General features: G+C 44.5%; 17 protein-coding genes. 5 read left to right on the top strand and 12 right to left on the bottom strand.

The features are described 5' to 3' along the window. Positions 1 to 12: 12 nt before the first annotated feature. The 9 genes from IEY13_RS24000 to atpG all read right to left on the bottom strand — a co-directional run bounded on the left by IEY13_RS24000 (position 13) and on the right by atpG (position 11152). The gene (locus IEY13_RS24000; protein ID WP_188957145.1) at positions 13 to 417 is read right to left on the bottom strand and encodes a response regulator; all 405 of its coding nucleotides are present in this window, start codon (positions 415 to 417) and stop codon (positions 13 to 15) included. 37 nt (positions 418 to 454) lie between these two features. After that, a complete protein-coding gene (locus IEY13_RS23995; RefSeq protein ID WP_188957143.1) occupies positions 455 to 2356 on the bottom strand; it encodes a sensor histidine kinase in 1902 nt (633 codons plus the stop codon). 49 nt (positions 2357 to 2405) lie between these two features. After that, a complete protein-coding gene (locus tag IEY13_RS23990; protein ID WP_188957141.1) occupies positions 2406 to 3170 on the bottom strand; it encodes an SDR family NAD(P)-dependent oxidoreductase in 765 nt (254 codons plus the stop codon). Between the two features lie 56 nt (positions 3171 to 3226). Then, positions 3227 to 5842: a PKD domain-containing protein gene (locus IEY13_RS23985; RefSeq protein ID WP_188957139.1), complete on the bottom strand. Its 2616-nt coding sequence runs from the start codon at positions 5840 to 5842 to the stop codon at positions 3227 to 3229. A gap of 21 nt (positions 5843 to 5863) precedes the next feature. Beyond that, entirely contained in the window at positions 5864 to 6667 is an 804-nt protein-coding gene (locus IEY13_RS23980) for an alpha/beta fold hydrolase (RefSeq protein ID WP_188957137.1), read from the bottom strand. Positions 6668 to 6674: 7 nt separating this feature from the next. After that, positions 6675 to 7823: an Lnb N-terminal periplasmic domain-containing protein gene (locus IEY13_RS23975; protein WP_188957135.1), complete on the bottom strand. Its 1149-nt coding sequence runs from the start codon at positions 7821 to 7823 to the stop codon at positions 6675 to 6677. Positions 7824 to 7907: 84 nt separating this feature from the next. Continuing rightward, positions 7908 to 9122 carry a diaminopimelate decarboxylase gene (lysA, locus tag IEY13_RS23970; RefSeq protein ID WP_188957132.1) on the bottom strand — a complete coding sequence of 405 codons (1215 nt, stop codon included), beginning with the start codon at positions 9120 to 9122 and terminating at the stop codon, positions 7908 to 7910. A gap of 2 nt (positions 9123 to 9124) precedes the next feature. After that, complete coding sequence (scpB, locus tag IEY13_RS23965; protein WP_188957130.1) at positions 9125 to 10108, bottom strand: SMC-Scp complex subunit ScpB; 984 nt, start codon at positions 10106 to 10108, stop codon at positions 9125 to 9127. A 162-nt stretch (positions 10109 to 10270) separates the two neighbouring features. Further along, on the bottom strand, positions 10271 to 11152 hold the full coding sequence (gene atpG / locus IEY13_RS23960) for an ATP synthase F1 subunit gamma (RefSeq protein ID WP_188957128.1): 882 nt from the start codon (positions 11150 to 11152) through the stop codon (positions 10271 to 10273). 296 nt (positions 11153 to 11448) lie between these two features. On the opposite strand from atpG, the gene secA reads away from it, so the two are divergent. From secA to IEY13_RS23945, 3 genes are all read left to right on the top strand, one after another. Beyond that, positions 11449 to 14784, top strand: a complete 3336-nt coding sequence (gene secA, locus IEY13_RS23955; RefSeq protein WP_188957125.1) for a preprotein translocase subunit SecA — start codon at positions 11449 to 11451, stop codon at positions 14782 to 14784. 12 nt (positions 14785 to 14796) lie between these two features. After that, a complete protein-coding gene (locus IEY13_RS23950; RefSeq protein WP_188957123.1) occupies positions 14797 to 15129 on the top strand; it encodes a hypothetical protein in 333 nt (110 codons plus the stop codon). 377 nt (positions 15130 to 15506) lie between these two features. Beyond that, a complete protein-coding gene (locus IEY13_RS23945) occupies positions 15507 to 16709 on the top strand; it encodes an NAD(P)/FAD-dependent oxidoreductase (RefSeq protein WP_188957120.1) in 1203 nt (400 codons plus the stop codon). A gap of 2 nt (positions 16710 to 16711) precedes the next feature. Here IEY13_RS23945 and IEY13_RS23940 read toward each other — a convergent pair whose 3' ends face one another. From IEY13_RS23940 to IEY13_RS23930, 3 genes are all read right to left on the bottom strand, one after another. Further along, positions 16712 to 18148: a DUF294 nucleotidyltransferase-like domain-containing protein gene (locus IEY13_RS23940; RefSeq protein WP_188957118.1), complete on the bottom strand. Its 1437-nt coding sequence runs from the start codon at positions 18146 to 18148 to the stop codon at positions 16712 to 16714. Beyond that, positions 18145 to 18843 carry a 3'-5' exonuclease gene (locus IEY13_RS23935; RefSeq protein ID WP_188957112.1) on the bottom strand — a complete coding sequence of 233 codons (699 nt, stop codon included), beginning with the start codon at positions 18841 to 18843 and terminating at the stop codon, positions 18145 to 18147. Before IEY13_RS23935 ends, IEY13_RS23940 begins: the two co-directional genes overlap by 4 nt. A gap of 122 nt (positions 18844 to 18965) precedes the next feature. After that, complete coding sequence (locus IEY13_RS23930) at positions 18966 to 19577, bottom strand: PAS domain-containing protein (protein WP_229687996.1); 612 nt, start codon at positions 19575 to 19577, stop codon at positions 18966 to 18968. Positions 19578 to 19841: 264 nt separating this feature from the next. Here IEY13_RS23930 and IEY13_RS23925 point away from each other — a divergent pair, with 264 nt between their 5' ends. Together IEY13_RS23925 and IEY13_RS23920 are read left to right on the top strand one after the other, a co-directional pair. Next, a complete protein-coding gene (locus IEY13_RS23925; RefSeq protein ID WP_188957110.1) occupies positions 19842 to 22616 on the top strand; it encodes an outer membrane beta-barrel family protein in 2775 nt (924 codons plus the stop codon). A 19-nt stretch (positions 22617 to 22635) separates the two neighbouring features. Beyond that, the gene (locus IEY13_RS23920; RefSeq protein WP_188957108.1) at positions 22636 to 23376 is read left to right on the top strand and encodes a GLPGLI family protein; all 741 of its coding nucleotides are present in this window, start codon (positions 22636 to 22638) and stop codon (positions 23374 to 23376) included. The last annotated feature ends 7 nt before the right edge of the window (positions 23377 to 23383 follow it).

The following is a 23383-nucleotide window of genomic DNA, read 5'->3' as shown; positions in this document are numbered from 1 at the left end:
ACCTGAGAGGTATTAACAGGCTTTGCTAATAATGCCTGTTAATACCTCTTTTGTTACCGGCTTTACTATGTAGCTGGATACGCGTTTATACTGGCCAGCCATTTCAATGTCTTCAGTGGCAGGAGAGGAACTGATGATATGAATAACGGGCTTGTAAGAGCCTGCTATTGGAAGGTTTTCCAGTGCTTCCAGAAACTGCCACCCATTCATAAAAGGCATATTAATATCCAGCAGCAGAATTTCGGGAAGGCTTTGAACTGGATTGCTGGTATTGGCTTTTAAAAAGTCAATAGCTTCTTCTCCATTGTAAAACTGCATCAGGGAATGAGCAGGCTGACTTTTCTCAAAAGTCTTTTTCAGAATCAGCTGATAAACCTGGTCATCGTCAATAATGGCAAAACGTAATGATTTCTCCATGGCATATTAGTTTTAGCAAAAGTTAGTGCATGTACATTTATAAAGCAATAGTAAATGTAGTACCCGACGTGCCATCACTGGCAATTTTTATTTTTCCGCCGCAGGCCTCTACCTGATTTTTTACCAGAAACAGGCCCAAACCGCGTCCGTTATGCCCTTTATGAAAAATTCTCTTATACTTAAAAACATCTTCTTTGTACCTGTTTAGGTCAATTCCGGTTCCGTTATCTGCTACGGTAATAATAGTTTTGTCCCCCCTTTTTTCCGAGGTTATCTGTATCTCCAACGGCCTTCCTTCCTGCCGGAAGCGGATGGCGTTGCTTAACAGGTTGTAGAAAACAGATTCCAGGTATACACGTGGAAAATGTATGTCTGCAATATCCAGCCGGGTAGTTATTGTCGCATTGCTTTCGCGGATAGCTTCCTGTAGTGTTTGGGTGCTGGCAGCTATAATATCTCGTAACGGGCAACTACTAAAAGTAACATTCCTGTTCAGCTGCACTTCTATTACCTCTTTCAAATCGTTTAAGGTTTGAATAATCAGTTCCGAAGTACCTTTAATTCTGGTAAGCAGTTCTGCCGCTTCTTCTGCTTCGCAATCTGCCACAATATCTACGGCACTTATCAGGGTTGTGGCGGGGCCGCGCAAATTATGGCTGATGATTCTGTTAAACTCTGTGATATGCTCAATATGGTATTGCAGATTATGGTTTGCTTTTTCCAGCGCCAGGTTTTTGTTTTCCATTTCATTCAGCAGGTGTTTGTTAGCTGAAATATCAACCAGCTGAGAAGTAAAAAAGGCGGGCTGATTGTCTTTCCACACAAGCGAAGCGGAAAGCAGGGTCCAGATAACGCTACCGTCTTTTCTGTAGAATCGCTTTTCCATCCGGTAGTTGTCTATCTGATGGTTCAGTAGCTGTTTCACATAATCCATGTCTGCCGCAATATCATCCGGGTGGGTCATATCCATAAATGTTCGCTGCAGCATTTCCTCTCTGGTATAACCAAACATGTCGCATATTGATTGGTTAACGTTTATCCACCGCCCTTGTATATCTACCAGCGCCATGCCTATAGAAGAATAGTCAAAGGCATTTTTAAATATCCGTCTGCTTTCTTCCAGCAGTTGTTTGTTTCTTTTGAATTCTGTGATGTCCTGCGAGGTACCAATAATCTTGATTGCCTCATTGTTATTGTTACAAACAACAGAACCACGGGTAAGAAAGATTTTTTTATTGCCTTTAGCGGTAACAATGTTCTGGTAATGAGTGCGGAAATGTCGGTTATTGATAAAAGTTTCCAGCAGGTCGTGCTGTTGTACTCTTTCCGCATCCGGAATAAAATTCAGATATGCTGCCAACGTGGTTATTTCCTGTGTTTCGGGTAAATCAAACAGCTGGCGCATGCCTTCAGACAGTTTCAGGGTTCCGCTGGCCAAATCCCATTCAAAGTGTCCAAACTGTCCTATCGTTTCGGCGTTTCTCAACTGCTCGTTTTTCAGCTGTAGTTCCTGTTCTGCTTTCTGGCGCATAGCTGCTTCTGCTTCCAGGGCAGCGGGCGTTTTCAGCGAAAAATAATAAGGCAGCAATCTGATCATATAGAAAATAGTCACCCAGCTTACAATGGCTGTAACCAGCCTTATCAAGGCATTAAGCCGGTAAGCAGGATACCAGAAGCTCACTGCATCTAAAAAGTGGGTAGTGCCGCAGGCCATAATAAAGGCGGCAAAAAGAAAGTACAGTCGTATAAACCGCTGGTGTTTTTTAATGGTAATGTAACGGATAATAATAGCGGGTATGGTAAAATAGGCACTCCAAACCAATAAGTCGCTGATGATGAAAAGCCAGCCATGAAAGGAACTCCATTTTCCGCAATGCCATCTGGGCGGCCAGTCGGCAGTTTCCAATAATTTACTGATGAAATCAGCGATTTCACTCATGGGGGGAACGAATTAATTGCTTGCAATGTAAGCAATTACCGCAAGGTTATCAGGCGTTTTTGTGGGTAAAGAAGGAATTGGCCTGGGCTGTACACGTAACCACCAGGTCGTTAATACATACATGCTCAGGCAGGGTAGCGCAATAAAAAGTGATGTCTGCAATATCTGAAGCATGTAAGGGCTCATACCCCTCATATACGGCTTTGGCTTTACTTCCGTCGCCTTTAAAACGCACATCTGAAAACTCCGTTTCAGCAGCTCCGGGATGTATTACCGTTACTTTAATGCGATGGGGCAACAAATCTATTCGCTGTGCTTTGCTAATGGCATCTACTGCGTGCTTGGAAGCGCAGTAAACGTTGCCGTTAGGATACACTTCTTTACCGGCAGTAGAGCCGATATTGATAATATGGCCTTTACCGTTTTGCACCATGTAGGGTATAATTGCTTTGGACACATACAACAGGCCCTTCAGATTAGTATCAATCATGGTATCCCAGTCGTCTAACGAGGCTGCGTCAAAACTGTCTCTGCCTAAAGCAAGGCCGGCATTGTTTACCAGCACATCAATCTGCTGCCAGTCTGCCGGCAATTGTTGTAATATGGCCGTGGTTTCTGCTCTGTTTTGTACATCAAAGTGCAGAGGCAATATTTTAGTGCCATAGGTTTGCTGCAAATAATTGCACCATTCTTCCAGCTTTTCTTTTCTGCGGCCTGTGATAATACAGTTCCAGCCTGCTGCTGCAAATTTTTCTGCAATTGCTTTTCCAAATCCTGAAGTAGCGCCTGTAACCAGTAGTATTTTATTTGCCATATACCTGTATTTGCCACACGAAGCTAAGTAAATAGACAGGTTAGCCATTGAAAATATTACCGGATAAGTACGATGGTGCCTCTGCTTTGTACTGTTTTACCGGTGTAGTCAATCGCCTGAACGGTGTACACATAGGTGCCGCTGGGCTGGTCGGCGCCGTTCAGTTTGCCATCCCATCCTCTTCCTTCTTCCCGGGTAAAAAACATTTGCTGGCCCCAGCGATTGTATATTCTGAAAAAATCCAGCTGTTTCATTCCGGCAAGAATCGGTTTTACAATATCGTTTCTGCCATCAGCATTAGGTGTAAAGCCAGTAGGAACAAAAATCTCCGGCTGGGTAGAGAATATTTTTACGGTTATATTGTCATCTGCATAGCAGCCTTCCGCACTATATACCCGTACAGTATAATGTATGGTATCCAGCTCTCCTGAAAAAGTAGCTATAGGGTCTGCAATATTGGCATTGGAAAGCGCCATGGCCGGACTCCAGACATAAGAGGTGCCGCCGGTAGCTTGTAGCTGAAGGGGTTGGCCTACCACTACAGAAGTATCATTGCCGGCAAAGGGTTTTACTCTGGGGTATACCGTTACCAATATAGAATCTTTTACCGGTTTTGGGCAGCCCAGTGTATCTGTAACAGTAATGTAATATAAGGTGGTAGCAGATGGCCCTGTAAGCGGCGATAATGTATTGGAATACAACATAGAGTTGAGTGGCGACCATTGGTGAGAAGCTGCTGTGGTTACAGCAGATATCCTTGCTGTTGACCCAAAACAGATAGATGTATCTCCCAAACCATCCACTTCTGGGTAAGGTACTACTAATACGGTAGTGTTACCACTGGCGCCGCATTTGCCCAGCCTTGCTTCTACATGATAGGTGGTGTTTGAAAGCGGCGCGGCTTTAGGGTATTTAACCGTGCTGTTGTTAAGCCCGGTAACTGGTGTCCAGGTGTATTGCAGGCCATGGCTTACCGGGCTTAATACAATACTGTCTGTGCGGCAGATGGTAGTGTCTGCCGGTAGCTGAACAGTAATAAAATCCAATACGTTTACTTTTATAGAGTCTGTATTAATACAGCCCTTGTCGTTCAGCGATACAATATAAGTGGTGGTATCGGCAGGAAAAACCAACGGTGTACTGGTATTGGTATTGAGTATACGATAGCCGGGAGTCCATGAGAAACTACCGGTACCAATAGCCCGCAACTGCAGTGTATCTATTGAACAGATCAATGTATCCCGGAAGGGGAGTGTAATAAGCGGTTTGTCAAAAATGTCCACCTTCTTAACAAGGGTATCTATACACCCCTTGCTGTTGGTTACAATAAACTGAACATCTACTTCGCCTGGTGCGGAATATTTGTAAACCGGATGCTGAAGGTGTGAGGTGTCTGAAAGTACTGTCAGGTCACCAAAATTCCATCTCCAGGAATCTACTACTCCGTATCTGGTCCAGGTAACATCTCTGAAATTGTAGTTGTTTTGAAAGCAACTACCATCCACCGTAAATTCGGGTGTAAAGCCAGGGTATACTCTTACTTTGGTTTGTGCTGAGTCTGTGCAGCCTGCACCAGCTTCTACTGTCAGTTTTACGGTATATACACCTGTATCCGGATAAGTAAATGAAGGGGTAGGTTCTGTAGATACGTCTGTAGTGGTATTGGGTACGCCAAAATCCCACATATAGGCGGTGATGTTGGTACTGGTTGATTCGTTAAAGAAGTTATTGGTAAAGCTGTTACACGAAATATACTCCGGATTAAGTACAGCGCCGGATACACTACAATTAGCTACTGTAACGTGAATCTCTTTCCGCGTTTGTCCTATCAGTACACCTTTCCGGTATTCTGAAGCAACTACTGCCACCACATAATCGCCTGTACGGGAAGGAGCCCGGCCTGAAATAATGCCTGTAATGGGATCAATAACTACATTATCTCCCAAAGGAGCGGTGCCGGTAAAGCCCCCATCGTAGGTAACAGAACTATAGGGCGGGTTACTGGGCGGGTTAGGGCGTGCACCATTATTACCCGTACTACCCCCCACTATACCATCTGTAAAAGAATAGGAGAGAGAGTCGCCGTCTATATCAGAGGCACTGAAGTCGAAAGTGAAAGGTGAATTATAACATACTACCGCAGTATCTTTCTGGGCATACACAGGGCTGTTATTATCGCGGAAAGGCAAACCGTTAATAAGGCCGGGAATGGTATTGGTATAAGTAACACCTACGTTGCTGGAGTTGAATACGTTTACTATGTCTTTAATTCTGCAGCAACGCTGAACAGCAAGTACGTAACCACTGGCGTTGTTGGCCAGGTCCAGTACGGTAGTGTATTTGTCAATACGGTAACAAACGGAAGGTGCTGAACTGATACAGGGACTGAAGAATTTTTTATCAGACCATACCATTTCTGTGTGTGTAACAGTACGCTGGCTTATCAGCTGTCCGGTGCCCCCATCAAAAATACCCAGAAACACTTCTTCATCTATCTGACGGCTTTGCGAGGCGCAGGATAAATACTGGCTGATGGTTACACTATAGCGGCTGCCATTGCCATCGGTAGTGGGTCCAAGGTATTCATACGATATCCATCCGCCTTTTAAGTGGTCTGCAAGTAAGGGGCTTGCGGCGCTTAATAACAGGAGAAAGATGAATAGTTTTTTCATGAACCCACGGCTAATATATATTTATCTGTTCGCAGCCATCACAAAGTCTGAAATGAATCTGTTTACTATATCGGGAGTTTCCCAGATCCCCATGTGCCCTACGTGATCCAGCACATGAATATACGAATAATCAGGCATGGATGTTTGCTTCAAAACATCATTTATTGGTACTGCTACATCCTCAGTTCCCGCAATAAATAATACAGGCTTTTTAATTTCCGTTAAAACACTGCTTCTGTCCGGCCGTGTCATCATTGCATAATAATATTGCTGAAGCGATTGAGTGGAAAATTCATTCCCTTGTTCAATCAGTTTATTTATTTCGTCAGCATTAGTCATTTTATAAGAAACAGAAAAAAGATTGGGAATGGTTGTTTTCAAAAATGCAGCGCCACCATATTGATCCATCATTTGAATACCGCGCTGCCTGTTGGCTTTTTTTTCTTCATTATCTGCAAAAGCGGTACTGTGCACAAGCCCCAGCCCGTTTATTATATCAGGATGTTTTTGCGCCAGTGCCAGTGCAATGTATCCGCCCATGCTGTGGCCCAGCAGCGTGCAACGGGTAATATGTTCCTGTTGCAATAAAGCATACATGGCATCTGCATATTCTTCAATACCTGCTTCTGGCAAATCGTGCAGCCGGTCAGAGCCGCCCGAGCCAGGTATGTCCGGTGCAATCACCTGAAAAGATTGTTCCAGCCAGGCTATCTGATTATTCCACACGCGGCTGTCTTCTCCAAATCCATGTAATAAAACTACAGGTATACCTGCTCCGCTTTTTACGTAACGGATGTTTCGGCTATTATATAAAAAATCGGGCATGTAAATATTAATTGGCTGATAACTGATAATAACGATAGGCTAATAACAGAACAACAGGCACCAGCGAAATGTTGAGTTGCTGTGGCAAAAACAACCAGGCAAACAGAATAGCTATCTGCAGAAACCCGGCGTATAAAAAATATTTTTTTAACCAATTGGGTCTTTTCCATAAAAAGAAACCAGCTACCAGGTTGGTGGGTAACATCCACAACAGGTTATAATTGTTGGCACAGGCCACATGATCAGTACAAAACCACATAAACAGCAGCAGAAAACCGGCCAGCCCGGTCAGATACAATAAAACAGAGTCTGCAATGCGGGTAAGCGTTTTGCCGGTTTTGCTTTTCCATCTGGATAATAAAAGTATCAGAAAAGCAAAAATGCTGAATACCAGCAAAGGCACCCACTTGTTTTGTTTATGAGAAACCGGGGTAGCAGTAAACAGTTGTTTACGGGCTGATACTACAGATGCTCCCTGCCGGGTAGCGCTGTCTACACCCTTCATCAGAAAATCCGGTAAAAACATACTCTCCTGAACGGTTACCGCACGGTCCATGCGGCTACCCAGCAGTATATCAATGCCCAGTTTGCTCCAGGGCTGCCCGCCATTATCCAGGTACGTATGTATCATGTGCCGGAAGGTAGTGCCGGGCGCAGTCAGCCGCGTTTGCATGGTCAATCCTGGAATATGTTTCTGTAGCAGATCGCGCACGCGTGAGGTGCAGTTATCAAATAGAAAATCGTACTTATAGTATTTGTTGGCACCCTGCAGGTTTACATGCAGCGCCTGAATTACGGCTTGCTTTTCTGCACAGGTAAGCTTCAGTTCCTGCTCCGTAATACCCCGCTGTTCTTCCTGGTAAAAGCGTATAAAATCGTGATAGTATTCGGGATTCAGAAAGTAGTCCAGCTTGCCTCTTACAAACTTGGCATAAAAATCAGGATCGCCAAAATCAAAAGTGCCGTAGTTGTATACAATATCTTCTCCTTTGGTACTGTCAGTTATGCGTAAAGCAGTATGCCCAAACAGGGCGTATAACTCCTCGCCCGGGGCGCAGGTAATTACACTAATGCGTATGGGGCAACTGTCGGTTTGTGCACCGGCAGTAAAAAAAAACATAGTGGCCAGCAGGGCGGCCAGGCAAGGTTTTATCAATCGGCTTATCTGTAAGGTCATAGCTGGATAAAAATGAAAGAGCCAAAATCAGTTGGTAGTCAGTTTTGGCTCTTTATGAAAGAATTATAATATTTCTATCTGGTTTCGGAGCAGGTCTTCAAACACATCTCTTTTGCGTATCAGATGCGCTTCTCCTTCTTTTACCATTACTTCTACGGGTTTATAGCGCGAGTTAAAGTTGCTGCTCATTTCAAAGCCATAAGCCCCCGCATTGTAAAATACAAGATAGTCGCCTTCCCGTACTTCATTCAGTTCTCTGTGCCAGGCAAACGTATCCGTTTCGCAAATATTACCTACTACCGAATAGGTTTTTACTGCACCATCGGGGTTGCTTACGTTTTCTATGCGGTGGTAGGCATCGTAAAACATAGGGCGTATCAGGTGGTTAAAGCCACTGTCTACGCTTACAAAAGAAGCGGCCGAGGTTTCTTTAATTACATTTACCTGTGTAATAAAGTAGCCACATTCACTTACCATAAACTTACCGGGTTCAAACCAAACCTGTAAAGGTTTGCCGCCGGGGTTGGGGTGGTTGGCAAAAGCTTCATTTACTTTTTGGGCAAGCAGGTTAATGTCTGTTTCTACATCACCATCTTTGTAAGGTACTTTAAAGCCACCGCCCAGGTCAATAAACTCCAGGTCTTTAAACTGTGGCACTATATCAAATAATACCTCAATGCCTTTTACAAATACATCCACATCTTTTATTTCGCTACCGGTATGAATGTGCAGGTCGCATATGCGCAGGTCGTATTTTTTTACTACTGCCAGTATGGTATCAATCTGATCTACCGGAATACCGAATTTGCTTTTATCGTGGCCGGTAGAAATTTTCAGATTGCCCCCTGCCATAATATTGGGGCGTAAGCGGATACCTACCGGATAGCTGTGGCCGAATTTGGCTCCAAACTTTTCCAGGTTAGACAAGCTGTCTATATTAATATATACACCCAGGTTTTTGGCTTCTTCAATTTCGCTGAAGGCAATACCATTAGAGGTGTACAGAATTCTGTTGGGTGAAAATCCGGCGTGTAACGCCAGCTTAACTTCATTAATAGAACTACAGTCTACATTGGCGCCCAGTTGTTTAATGTGTTTCAGCACATTAATATTGGTAAGGGCTTTACAGGCATAGAAAAATACAGTATTGGTATTCTTAAAAGCTGTAGTTAGTTTCTGGTATTGTTCTGCAATTTTTTCCGCGTGGTATACATATACCGGCGTGCCGTACTGGTTGGCAATCTCTGTTAGTTGTTCTTTACTTAATGCTTGTGCCATGATTATTGTTGTTCGGGGTGGTCGTCTGTTTCCTGCTCTTCAGGGCCACTGTCTTCGTTATTGTCAGGGGTAATGTTATCTGCCGCGTCTTCCTTTGTTTGTTCCTCTTCCTCACCTTCCAGGTTGCCGGTTGGTTCCACATCTTCTTCATCTGAAAAACCATCTACCGATTCAGCTTCCCAGTCATTTTCTTCCGGGCCATCTGCGTCTGGTTCAACTGACGTTGTTTCGTTTGCAGGCAATTCATCTGTATTTATGTCAGGTGCCGCAGAAGCGTCCATATTGTCAGGTACATCCTCCTGCTCAATAGGAATAAGTGCACCGCTGCTGTCTACTGCCAGCGGAATGTCAGACTGTATGGTAGTGGTTTCTTCCTCCTCGCTGCCTGCTGTTTCTTCCTGGGCGCTTCCTTTTACTACAGTGGCTTCCACAATCTGATCGGCCAGTACCTCTTTTATCTTGGGCAGGTCATCAGCACTGTTAATACCAAAATAGTCCATAAAGCTTTTAGAAGTGGCGTATACCAGTGGCTTACCAGGCAGCTCTTCGCTGCGGCCGGTAATTACAATCAGTTCTTTTTCCAGCAGCTTCTGAATGCTGTAGTCGCTGTTTACACCGCGTATACCTTCTATCTCTCCTTTGGTAATGGGCTGTTTATAGGCAATAATGGCCAGGGTTTCCATAGCGGCGTTACTCAGCCGTTTCAAAAACTTATCGCCATTCAGCTGGGCCACTGTTTTATGAAATATCTTTTTGGTCAGAAACTGCCATCCGCCGCCGCTTTCCCTTACTTCAAACGGAAAAAATTCAGATTCGTATTTGTCTCTGATGTTTTCCATGCAATCGTCTACCTGCTCCACGGTAATACGTTGTTCCATAAAGCCAAAGGCATTGTTAATCAGCTCTGCTATTTCCGCACTGGTTAACGGCTTTTCACTGGCAAAAATCAGCACCTCTATATGGGGGATAATCTCAGATAATTCCATAATCTGTGTTCGTTAAAAGTTGAAAACACGGAGGCAAAACACTCCTGCACAACAGCAAATATTACAAATAATCCCGGAAGTACAGTAAAAACAAATAGCCAATAAATGACTGAAAAGCATTTATTGGCTATTTTATATATACCAGCCTGCGGCCGGTTAAAATTATCCCTGTAATGCAGCTGCACCACTTACAATCTCAGTCAGTTCGGTTGTAATAGCGGCCTGACGGGCACGGTTGTAAGAAATTTTCAGCGATTTCAGTAATTCGTTTGCATTCTCGCTGGCTTTATCCATGGCCGTCATACGGGCACCATGTTCGCTGGCGTGTGCATCCAATACTGCCTTATATAACTGAATGTTCAATATTTTAGGCATTAACTCTGCAATCAGCTGGCCTTTTTCAGGCTCGAATATAAAGTCTGTTTTTTTAGCACCCTGTGCAACTTCCTGTTTAGGAATAGGCAAAAACTGTTCTGCGGCAAAACGCTGGGTAGCAGCATTCTTAAACTCGCTGTATACAATTTCAACGGCATCAAACACACCTTCTTCAAACGCTTTCATAGCAGCTTTGGCTACTGTTTGCACGTTTTCAAAAGTAAGTTGTAAAAACAGGTCTTTATAAGTAGCGTCGGTTTTGTAACCTGCTTTGCTAAGGGTTTCCCAGCCTTTTTTACCAATGTTCCATACGGTAACATGGCCTTTGGCAAACTGAGCAGCATATTTATCCTGAATGGTTTGCTTAGCTGCTTTTACCACGTTGGTATTATAAGCACCGGCCAGGCCACGGTCGCTGGTAATTACTATCAGCAGCACGTTTTCTACAGGGCGGTTTTCAGCCAGTTTCAAATTCAGTTCTCCTTCAGTGCTGCTTACTATATTGCTCAGCATTTCCTGCAGCTTTTGTGCATAAGGTCGCATTTGTACAATCGCGTCCTGCGCACGGCGTAATTTGGCAGCACTTACCATTTTCATGGCTTTGGTTATCTGTTGAGAACTCTGTACAGATTTTATGCGGTTTCGAACTTCTTTTAACTGACCGGCCATTGTTAATGAATCGTTTGGATGTTTTTTAACAGTAAAATCCTGAAATTGGCTGCAAAAGTAGCAGAAACGGGCCGTATTTCCATTAGTTACCGTAAAAAAGCCGCTGTCATTTTTAGGTTACGGGGTAGGCGTGGCCTTGTAAATTGATTACCTTTGACACCCACTGCCTTAAAATGCCTGCCAATTTGGCGAGCAGGCAGCGGGTTGCATTGTTTTTGAGTAACATGCATATCATAAATTGTAATAATTAAGCTCCGGAATCAACTGTTACCGGGTTGTAAAACGATCATAATTCTATGTTAGGTTTTTTAAGTAAACTACTGGGTGGGAACAAATCAGAGAAAGATGTTAAGCAAATCGAACCTGTTATTGCCCGCGTAAACCAGTTTTATCAACAATTCCAGAGCTTATCTAACGATGAGTTGCGTGGCAAAACCGTTGAATTTAAACAACGTATTCAAGCGCATATTGCTTCTGTTGACGCCGATATTGCCGGTAAAAAGCAGGCTGCTGAAACCCTGTCCGAGCAGGACATTCAGGGCCGTGATGAAATTTACACGGAAATAGACAAGCTGAAAAAAGACCGCGATAAGAAAATTGAAGAAGCACTGGAGCAGATATTGCCCGAAGCCTTTGCAGTAGTAAAAGAAACCTCCCGCCGTTTTAAAGAAAACGCAGAACTGGTGGCTACCGCTACAGATTTAGATCGTGAGCTGAGTGTTAGAAAAGACAATGTTACTATTAATGGTGACCAGTCTTCCTTTAAAAATACATGGAACGCCGCCGGTATACAGGTTACCTGGAACATGGTGCATTACGATGTGCAGTTAATTGGTGGTACCGTACTGCACCAGGGTAAAATTTCTGAAATGGCTACCGGTGAAGGTAAAACGCTGGTATCTACCCTGCCTGCTTACCTGAACGCATTGGCTGGCGAAGGCGTACACATTGTAACGGTGAACGATTATCTGGCCCGCAGGGATAGTGAGTGGAACGGACCGCTGTTTGAATGGTTAGGCCTGCGTGTGGATTGTATTGATAAACACCAGCCTAACTCCGCCGCACGCCGCAACGCTTATATGGCGGATATTGTATACGGTACCAATAACGAATTCGGCTTTGATTATCTGCGTGATAACATGGTGCATTCTCCGGAAGAAATGGTACAGCGCAAACACCACTTTGCCATGGTAGATGAGGTGGATAGCGTATTAATTGATGATGCGCGTACACCGCTGATAATATCCGGTCCGGTAGGCCATAGTGATAATACCCAACAGTTTTTTGAACTGAAGCCGCGTATTGAAAAATTGGTAGAAGCGCAAAGACGTGCTGTAAACCAGTTTTTGAATGAAGCTAAAAAGAAAATCTCTGAAGGCAACGACGATCCTAAAGACGGTGGCCTGGCCCTGTTCCGTGCTTACCGCGGTTTACCAAAAAACAGCGCTACTATTAAATACCTGAGTGAGCCTGGTGTACGTGTTAAACTGCAAAAAGCAGAAAACCACTACCTGGCCGATCAGCAGCGCGAAATGCATAAAGCAGATGCGGAACTGTTTTTCTATATTGAAGAAAAAAGCAATTCTGTTGAGTTAACCGATAAGGGTATTCACCTGATTACCGGAGCCGGAGAAGATCCTAACTTCTTTGTGGTTCCTGATATTGCTACCGAACTGGCAGCAGTAGATCAGAATGCATCTTTTGCAGCAGACGAAAAACTGCATCGTAAAGAAGCTATTCTGAACGACTATGCCGTAAAAGTAGATCGTATCCATACCGTACAACAGCTGTTAAAAGCCTATACTTTATTTGATAAAGATGTAGAGTATGTGGTACTGGATGGTTCGGTTAAAATTGTAGATGAGCAAACCGGCCGTATTCTGGATGGTCGCCGCTATAGCGATGGTTTACACCAGGCTATTGAAGCTAAAGAAAACGTAACCATCGAAGCTTCTACACAAACTTACGCAACGGTTACCCTGCAAAACTATTTCCGTATGTATCATAAGCTGGCTGGTATGACTGGTACAGCGGAAACAGAAGCGGCAGAGTTCTGGGATATTTATAAGCTGGATGTAGTTAGCATTCCTACCAATATTACTCCTGTAAGAAAGGATGAGCACGATCTGGTGTTTAAAACCAAGCGTGAAAAGTTCGGTGCTATCATTGACAAGGTAGATGAACTGCGCCAGGCTGGTCGTCCGGTACTGGTAGGTACCACGTCGGTTGAAGTGAGTGAATTGCTCAGCCGTATGCTGCGCCAGAAACAAATTCCACACAACGTACTCAACGCTAAACAGCACGCCCGTGAAGCACAGGTAGTTGCTGAAGCTGGTTTGGCAGGTAATGTTACCATTGCTACCAACATGGCTGGTCGTGGTACGGATATCAAACTCGGACCCGGCGTTAAAGAAGCGGGCGGTTTGGCCATTCTGGGTACAGAACGCCATGACAGCCGTCGTGTAGACAGACAGTTACGTGGCCGTGCTGGTCGTCAGGGCGATCCGGGTTCTTCTCAGTTCTTTGTTTCGCTGGAGGATGATCTGATGCGTATGTTTGGTAGCGAAAGAATTGCGAAGGTGATGGACTTTGCCGGTTATAAAGAAGGTGAGGTTATTCAGCACAGCATGATTACCAAGAGCATTGAACGCGCTCAGAAGAAGGTGGAAGAAAATAACTTCGGTATCCGTAAGCGTTTGCTGGAATATGATGATGTTATGAACAAGCAGCGTACGGTAATTTATACCAAACGTAACCACGCCCTGTTTGGCGAGCGCCTGGCGCTTGATCTGGACAATGCGTTTTACGATGTGGCAGAAGGTGTCATCAGCTCGTTCCGCGAAAGCAACGACTACGAAGGCTTTAAGCTGGAAGTAATTGTAAACTTTGGTATTGAAACCGGTATTACACAGGAACAATTTGGCCGTCAGAACGCTACTGACCTGGCTAATACTTTATACAACGAAGCTATTAACAATTTCAAACGCCGCAGAGAAGAACTGGCTGGCAATGCCTTGCCGGTATTCCAGAACATCCGGGAAACGCAGGGTGCGCGTGTTGAAAACGTAGTGGTTCCGTTTACAGATGGCAGAAGGCACATGCAGGTATTGGCCAATCTGGATAAAACCTTAGCTACTAACGGTTCAGAACTGGCACAGGCGCTGGAACGCAATATTACACTTGGCTTTATTGATGATGCGTGGAAAGAGCATCTGCGTGCAATGGACGATCTGAAACAAAGTGTGCAAACCGCCCACCTGGAGCAGAAAGATCCGCTGGTGATTTACAAGCAGGAAGCGTTTATGCTGTTCAGACAAATGGACAGTGCTGTAAATAAAGACATTGTAAACTTCCTGAGCCATGCGGGTATACCGGTTGAGCAGGATGCACCGGCACCTCCCATGCCTGCTATGCAACAGCCGCCCAAAACAGATATGAGCCGTATGCGTGCTAATAAAGAAGATATCGACGCTGCCGGTAGCGATTATGCTGCCAACCAGAACGATTACTTCGATCCTTCAGAAGCGCCTAAGGCTGAGCCGGTGAAAGTGGGACCTAAAATTGGTCGTAACGATCCTTGTCCTTGTGGCAGTGGTAAAAAATACAAACAATGCCACGGCAGAGATTTGTAGTATAACAGTATTATGATACTAAATATAAAGAGCGGACCTGCCTTATGGCGGGTTCGCTTTTTCTTTGCCGCTGAAAAAGCTTATCCAGCGGCTGAGCATACTTTTTCTGGGGTGGAGAACACTCATCCGGCGGCCGGGCGAACTTATTCTGCGGCCGGAAAAACTTTTCCCGTGGCTGAGTTCACTTTCTCTACGGCAGAGAACACTTATCCGGCGCCGGGCGAACTCATTCTGCGACAGGAAGAGTTTTCTCTGCAACCAGCACACTTTCTCTATGGCAAAGAACACTTATCCGGCGGCCGGGCGAACTTATTCTGTGACAGAAAAAGCTTTCTCTGCAACTGAGTCCACTTTCTCTGTGGCAAAGAACACTTATCCGGCGGTCGGGCAAACTTATTCAGTTGCAGAAAAAGCTTTCTCTGCAACTGAGCCCACTTTCTCTGGGGCAGAGAACACTTATCCGGCGGCCGGGTGAACTTATTCTGTGACAGAAAAAGCTTTCTCTGCAACTGAGTACGCTTTCTCTGTCGCAGAGAAATATTTTCCCTGCGGCCGGGCAAACTTATTCTGTAGTGGAAAAGCTTTCTTTGCGGCCGGGAAGTATTTTCTGTGATAGAGAAGACTTTCTCAGTTGCCAGGAAAGGAATTCTTGCAGGCATTCTTTAATGTATATAGATAGATGCAGGAATGGTTCTTGTATCAACTGGATGTAAAATTCTATTGTGTTAAATCTGCATTCCGGACTTCCTTATTCACTTATCAGATATGGTATACCGTTTATATATCCTTCATTGGAAAAAGACCTGCGTGCAGATGTGGTAATAGTAGGTGGAGGTATTTCCGGCGCATTAACTGCATATGCACTTGCGCAGGAGGGAGTGGACGTGGTAGTAGCAGATGCACGTACTATAGGTTTAGGTAGCACAGCAGCAAGCACTTCGCTGGTGCAGTACGAAATAGATGCTCCCCTGGTAAAGCTGGCCGAAAAAATAGGGATGGCAAAAGCTGCTGCTGCTTATCAGCTTTCTCACGAATCGGTAGAGGCGCTTGCTGAGATATGCCGCAAAACCGGTTTCCCGCTTTTTGAATCCAGGCCCAGCATGTATCTGGCGTCTGCTTCTAAAGACGTTGCATGGATGAAGAGCGAATACGAAGCGCGTAAGGCATTGGGTTTTGATGTTCAACTTTGGCATCCGGGAATGATTACCCGTACCATGGGGTTTGATGTACCAGCAGCTATTTACTCTGAAACAGCTGCTCAAACAGATGCCTATATGCTTACCCATCACCTGCACCAATACAATATTAAAAAGGGGGTGAGCGTGTACGACCGTACGCAGATTGTTAGGGTGAGCCGTACCAGGCAGCAGGTAAAACTTATCACAGAAAAAGGATATCAGATTACGGCTAAATATATGGTGGTAGCTACCGGATATGAAGCCATGCAATATATAAAGGAGCCTCTGGTACAATTACATTCTACCTATGCGCTGGTAAGTGAAAATCTGCCTCAACAGCATCAGTGGTATAAAAACTGTTTGCTGTGGGAAACGCGGCAACCTTATTTGTATATGAGAACTACGGCAGATAACCGCATTCTTGTGGGCGGGCGTGATGAGGCCTATTATAGCCCCCAGCGGCGCGACCGGTTAATACGCCGGAAATCGGGAACCCTGGTTAAAGATTTTGCAGCCCGGTTTCCGCATATTCCGCTTGTTCCTGAATTAATGTGGACCGGTACCTTTGCTACTACTGAAGACGGGCTGCCTTTTATTGGGGCCTATCCACGGTTAAAAAGAACCTTTTTTGCATTGGGCTTTGGTGGCAATGGCATTACGTTCAGCCAGCTGGCGGCAGATAGTATTGCCGCACTTATTAAAGGGCGCAAAAGCGAAGCTCAAAAACTGTTTGCTTTCGGGCGTTGATTTTATCCAAACAGATTATTGGTAAAGGCCAGTTTAATGCGGGTCTGGAAATTTTCAATGGTTTTGAAAATCTCAATCAGGGTAGAACGTTCAATTCTGTTGAGGCTGCTGATGCTTACGTAGTTGTTCGGCTCCGTTTTTTCATCCATTATCTGCGATGCCTGATTTTTCAAACGCAGGCCCATTAAAAAATAATAGCTCTGCGATAGTTCTTCGTAGTCCGCCTCTTTAAAAACACCCTTTTCCCGCAGAGCATTTAAACGGTCACCCGTATTCACCTCAAATATCCGGTTTTTAAGGGCATACACACGTACCAGATCTACAATAGGCGACATGGCTTTTTTAATGTCAATCACCTCCTGTTTGTTTTTGGTAATGGTGCGTATATTTTTAAAAAAGGTAAGTGGCGGCTGGTATTGCAGGGCGTTCCGGGCCATGTAAAAAAACAGCTTTTCCAAAGGCTGCTCCAGTTCCTTATCCAGAAACGCATGCAACTCATCTATAATAGTGCTTTCGCCATATACAAACCGGCAGTCGAAAAAGGTAGAAAACTGAATGGCGGTTTCTGGTATCGGATCGGTCATCCATTTATCATAATTGCCTTTCCAGTGCGATAGGCTGTGTGTCCATTGCGGGTTCATAGCCATAAAACCACCGGTGCAGTAGCTGAATCCGATGTAGTTTAACCGGTCCGATACCTTTTTGGCAAAGTCCAGAAAATAAGCCCTTACCTCTTCGCGGTGTTCATTGGCTTTATCTTCATATATAATAGCGTTATCCTGGTCGGTCTTTAGCGTTTGTTCTTTGCGGCCTTCGCTGCCCAGTACCATAAAAGCAAATTTTGCCGGCGGCGGGCCTACTTCTTCAATTACCGTTTCAATTACTTTCAGGGCAATGGTATCGGAAACAGAGGTAATTACCTGGTTTACTATTTCGGCAGGCACATCGCTGTTCAGCAGCTTGGCTACCACCTGCGGCACACCATCCCATTTGCGTTTCAGCTCATCGTCCGAAACGGCTTGCCGTACACTCTGAATAAACAACAGGGGCGATTCGGCCTGCTCTCCCAGCAGCTTGTTACGGCTTATAAAACCGGTATATTTCCCATTTTTGGTAATCAGCAGGTAACGTGTTTTGGTACGGAACATCATTAATATGGCCTCGTACACATAGGTGTTGGAACTGATTGACACAATTGGGTTGTCCATGATATTTTTTACAGGCTGGTTTAAATCAGCCTGTTTAGCCACTACGTTATCGCGCAGGGTAATATCAGTAACATATCCCACCACCTCATCCTGTGCATTTTTTACAAACAAACAACCGGTTTTTTGCAAGGCCATAACGGCTGCTGCTTCATGTACCGGCATGTTCTCATCACAGGCAATGATATCGCGTTGTTCAATGCCATCAATCTTTGTCGTATACAGTTCATTCATAGAAAGTAAGCAATTATGGCAGTCACCAAACAGAGAATAATTACGGCCATGCCCCAGGTTGCCTGCCGGGCGGTAGCGGTGGCTTTTTGTAAAAGGCTGCTCTGGCTTATTATTTTTTCATCGGTAATATCCCCTTTTTTCAGCAATTCAAAAAAAACAGTGGCGGTGGCCTGTGCATCTGTAAGGGCATTGTGTTGGCCTTGCAGTGGGGTATGAAATAATTCTTCATACAGTTGCCCCAGCCGCAGATATTTGAATTGCGGGTTGCGCACCATATAGGTGGTAGCCTGCATGGTACAAAAAGCCGGCAATGCCGGAATGGGATTTTCTAAACCCGTACGGAAAAATTCAGCACCGGTAATATGATAGTCCAGCTCCAGAAAATGCCCTACCACCATAGGTTGGTACTGTAGCAGGTCGGCTGCCAGAAACGCCATTACCTGGTGCCTGGGAAAGCCATGCTGCATACGGTATTCCTGCGTAATGCCATGAATTTTCTGCGCGGAGGGTGAAATTTTAAAGTCATCATCGCTAATGTAGTAGTCTTCCTGTTTAACCAGCTCGCCCGTACGGGTGTATACCAGCCAGGATACCTGAACGGCAAAGGGCCAGTTGTCTCTGGCGCTGTAAGGCTTCTCCCAGTTTTTCGGCAGGCCGGATGTTTCTGTATCTACAAACAGCAAGAAATCTTTCACACAGATGATTGAGCGGTAAATATAAATGAAAAAGCCCGGCGATAAAAATAACCCGGGCTTTCGTTACTCCAGCCCTTTCCCTTCCCGGGCCGGAGTAGCAGATAGATAATCACTGAGAATGGTTAGCGTCCGAATAACCTTGAAAAGAACCCTTTTTTCTCTTCCGGCTGCTTGTCTTCACGCGGCAGGCCGTCCGTAATAATATCTTCAATAAACTCATTATAGCCTTTGCCTTTTTCTTCCAGATAGCCTACCAGGTATTTTTCGCTGGCATCCATACCCGTAACGGCTTCAATCTGTAGCAGCTTTTCGTACAATGGTTCAATATGTTTTTGTACAATTTCCATAGGGGCAGCCCGCCGGCGGCTGTAATAATTGGTAATTACACCCTTGGCATTGGTTTTTACTTCAAAGTCGGTTATCACCCAATAATACCGCCCGCTTTTGCTCAGGTTTTTTACAATAGCGTGTATGTTTTTACCTCGTTTCAGGTAATCCCATAACACCTTGAATACCACGCGGGGCATATCGGGGTGTCTGATAATATTGTGTGGTCTTCCCATCAGTTCATGCTCTTCATAGCCCGAAACTTCAATAAAAGTTTCATTGGCATATTCTATCACACCATATGGATCAGTCTTACTCATGATGATTTTAGACTTATCCCACGCTACTTCTTTGTTAATAGGGGTGGGTCTGGTTATTTCGCCCATTGCGTTAGATAGATTTATCATACCGCTAAAGTAGAACGGCAGCGGTTGCCGGGGCCTGATGCCCGTTACTACAGGTAATGATCCTCGTCAGCTTTCCCGGATGGCAATAATTTTTATTTATTGCGCGGAATGTCGCTGGTACATTTCCTGCTGCCGTTTAAAATGTTTAACAGAAACTTGTGGAATATTCTGCTTTTTTTTATCCCATTGATTGACGCCGTGCAGAGTGCCTTAATAAACCTTAATAACTATTGTAATCTTCTTTAGACCCATCTCTGTAGACAAATGAAAAAACTGGCTGTGCTAATCGTATGCCTTATCGTAACTGCTGTGGGGTATGGCCAACAGGCCTCTGTAAAAGGCTGTGTATCTGACAGCTTTGAACACAAAACACTGGCAAAATCTGTGGTAGCTCTGTTACAGGCCAAAGATTCCATTCTGTATCGTTTTACCCGTACCGATGCGGCGGGAAAGTTTGCTTTTGATAAGGTGCCCCCCGGCGATTATCTGCTGATGATTACCGTGCCGGGGTACGCAGACTACGCCGAAAAGCTGGTACTGGCCGATACCAGTCAGGTAAATTATGGTAATCTTTTTATGACATTGAAAGCGCGCCTGCTGGAAGATGTGGTGGTAAGGCAAACGGTAGCTGCCATTAAAATGAAAGGAGATACTACGGAGTATAAGGCCGACAGTTTTCATGTGATGAAGGATGCGAATGTAGAAGACCTGCTGAAGAAGCTGCCGGGTATACAGGTAAACAGTAAGGGGCAGATTACAGCGCATGGCCAGACGGTGAAAAAAGTACTGGTAGACGGGGAGGAATTTTTTGGCGACGACCCTACACTGGTTACCCAAAACCTGCGGGCAGACATGGTGGATAAGGTGCAGGTATTTGATAAAACGAGCGAGCAGTCTGCGTTTACAGGAGTAGATGACGGACAAAAAGATAAAACCATTAACCTGAAACTGAAAGCCGATAAGAAAAAAGGATATTTTTCAAAACTTACTGCCGGGCAGGGTACAGATAGCTTTCACGACTACCAGGCTATGCTGAACTTTTTTAAGAATAAGGAAAAAATTTCAGGATACGGCATTAAATCTACCACGGGCAAAACAGGGTTAAACTGGGATGAGAGGGGCAATTTTGGCCAGAGTGAAGCGGATAATTTTTCGTACGATGAAAGCACAGGCGATTATAGCTATGAAGGTGGTGGCGGTAATCTGGGTGGATGGGATGGCCAGTACGATGGCCAGGGCCTGCCTGCAGCCGTGGCAGCCGGATTGCACTATAATAACAAGTGGGATGATGATAAAAAATCAGTAAATGCCAATTATCAGATGCTTGGTCTCGATGTAAAAGGCAGCAGAAGCACCCAGGCGCAATATCTTTTACCCGATTCGTTGTACTATCAAAACTCAGGTACTACTTTTAATAATAGTGTTACGCACCATAGGGCAGATGGTAAGTATGAACTGAAGATTGATTCCAGCTCTACGTTTAAAATATTCGGCACTATTGGTAATGACCATAAAGTAACGGCTGATGCTTCTTACACCAACTCTTTAGACAGAGACAGTGTTTTGGTAAACCAGGGTACTACCACTTCTAACTATACCGGCGACAACCGTTTGCTGAACGGAACTGCTATCTGGATGAAAAAACTACCTAAAAAAGGCAGAACCTTAACTGTAAACCTTTCGGGCCGGTACACAGATGGCGATACCAAAGGCTTTTTAAATGCCCGCACGGTGTTTTATAAAGAAGGTGTGTATTCCTATGAGCAGCGAACCGATCAGTTTAAAACCCAGAATAACCGGAACGTGCAGCTGAATGCCAGGGTAACGTATACAGAACCTTTGTCTACCCGTTCCACCCTTTTGTTTAACTACGGCGCGGTACTGAATAACAGCAGTTCTGAACGTCTATCGTATAATGCCGCAACCGATGGTAAGTATACGCAGTTAGATAGCACCTTTAGTAGTAATTATGTATATGATATTTTTACCCATCAGGGGGGAGCTACCTACTCTTACTCCGGTAAAAAAATAAAAGCAAGAGTGGGCGGTAATGTGGGTATCACCAGCTTTAACCAGGAAGACAGGATGTATCATATTAACCGTACACGGCATTTCATCAACTGGTTTCCACAGGCTTCTGTTAACTATGCTTTTTCTCAGCAGCGCCGTTTAGGTATAGAATATTCAGGTAACACCCGGCAGCCTTCTATTGAAGCGTTGCAGCCACTGCGGCAGAACGAAAACCCGCTGTATATTACTATTGGTAATCCGGATCTGAAACCAACTTTCTCTAACCGTTTTACCATACGCTATAACGATTATAAAGTACTGGCGGAAAGAGGCATATGGGCATATGCCAGTTATAATATTTCCAATAATGCTATCAGTAATCTCAGCATTATTGATAGCGCCGGTAAAACCACCAGCCAGCAGGTAAACGTAAATGGCAACCAATCGTTTTACACCAATATCAATTACGATAAAAAGCTGAAGAAACTGAATCTGAACCTGCGGCCTGAACTGGGCTTTAATTATTCGCGTAATGTGAACTATGTGAACGGCCTTTTAAACGTGAATAAAATTGCCAATTATAATTTAGGTTTGGGGGTGAGCCGCTATAAGGAAAAGAAATATGAAATAGGTATTAACCTGGAAGCCAGCTATTCTACTACTACCTCATCCATTCAAAGAGCAGTACAGCCCAATTACTGGACTTTTTACATAAGACCGGAACTGAGTTTCGATTTTCCGTGGAATATAGAATTGCGTAACAATGGCGATTTTACCATGAGGCAGAAGAACAGTGTGTTTACCACCAATAACAATATTTTTCTGTGGAATGCATCGCTGGGTAAAAAGTTCCTGAAAAACAAATCACTGCTGGTAAAGCTTTCTGTAAATGATATACTGAACCAGAACCTCGGTTTTTACCGTTCCGGCGGCAGCAACTATATTATGCAGAACGAAAACACCACCATACGCCGCTACGGTATGATGTCGGTGGTATGGAACTTTAATAAAATGGGCGGTCAGAAATAATAACACTACAAATAACGATATGAAACTTATTATAGCACTTCTTCTGTGCCTTTTCCTTACCCAGGCATTTTCTCAGCAGGGCACGTATGTAACCGCGGGGCGTATTGAGTTTGAAAAAAAGGTAAACAGCCATGCCTTATTAGCGGGCGAGGAAGATAACGATTGGTACAGCCTGATGAAAAAAACAATGCCTCAGTTCAGAATTACGTATTATAACCTGCTGTTTCGTAACGACAGCACTTTGTATATGCCGGGCCGGGAAAATCTGAATAATGGCAATAGTGGTTTTATGACTACTGCTGACGAAAACATCGTATTCAGCGATCTGAGCAGAAGCCAGTATGTAGCTGCCAAGCTTATTTTTGACGAAAAGTTTCTGATAAAAGACAGCACCCGGCAGATAAAATGGAAAATTACTTCCGAAACGCGCAATATTGCCGGTTTTGACTGCCGGCGGGCTAATGCGCTGATTATGGATTCTATTTATGTGGTAGCATTTTATACAGATATGATTATTCCCCCCGGAGGGCCGGAAGGTTTTAACGGTTTACCCGGTATGATAATGGGGGTTGCCCTGCCGCATGAACATGTAAGCTGGTTTGCCACAAAGGTGTTTGCAGAAGAAGTAAAAACTACCGATTTTAAAATACCCGCCAAAGGCAAAGCTGTAACCAATAAAACACTGTTTGATCAGCTGCAGGGCCGTCTTGGCGACTGGGGTAAGTGGGCCAAAAGGAATATTGTGGCGGCTATGCTGTAAATTCGCT

It is taken from the genome of Filimonas zeae (genome assembly GCF_014641615.1).
Taxonomy (GTDB): domain Bacteria; phylum Bacteroidota; class Bacteroidia; order Chitinophagales; family Chitinophagaceae; genus Filimonas; species Filimonas zeae.
The sequence above is the reverse complement of the archived record's forward strand: the minus strand, read 5'-3'. Positions and strand labels throughout refer to the sequence as shown.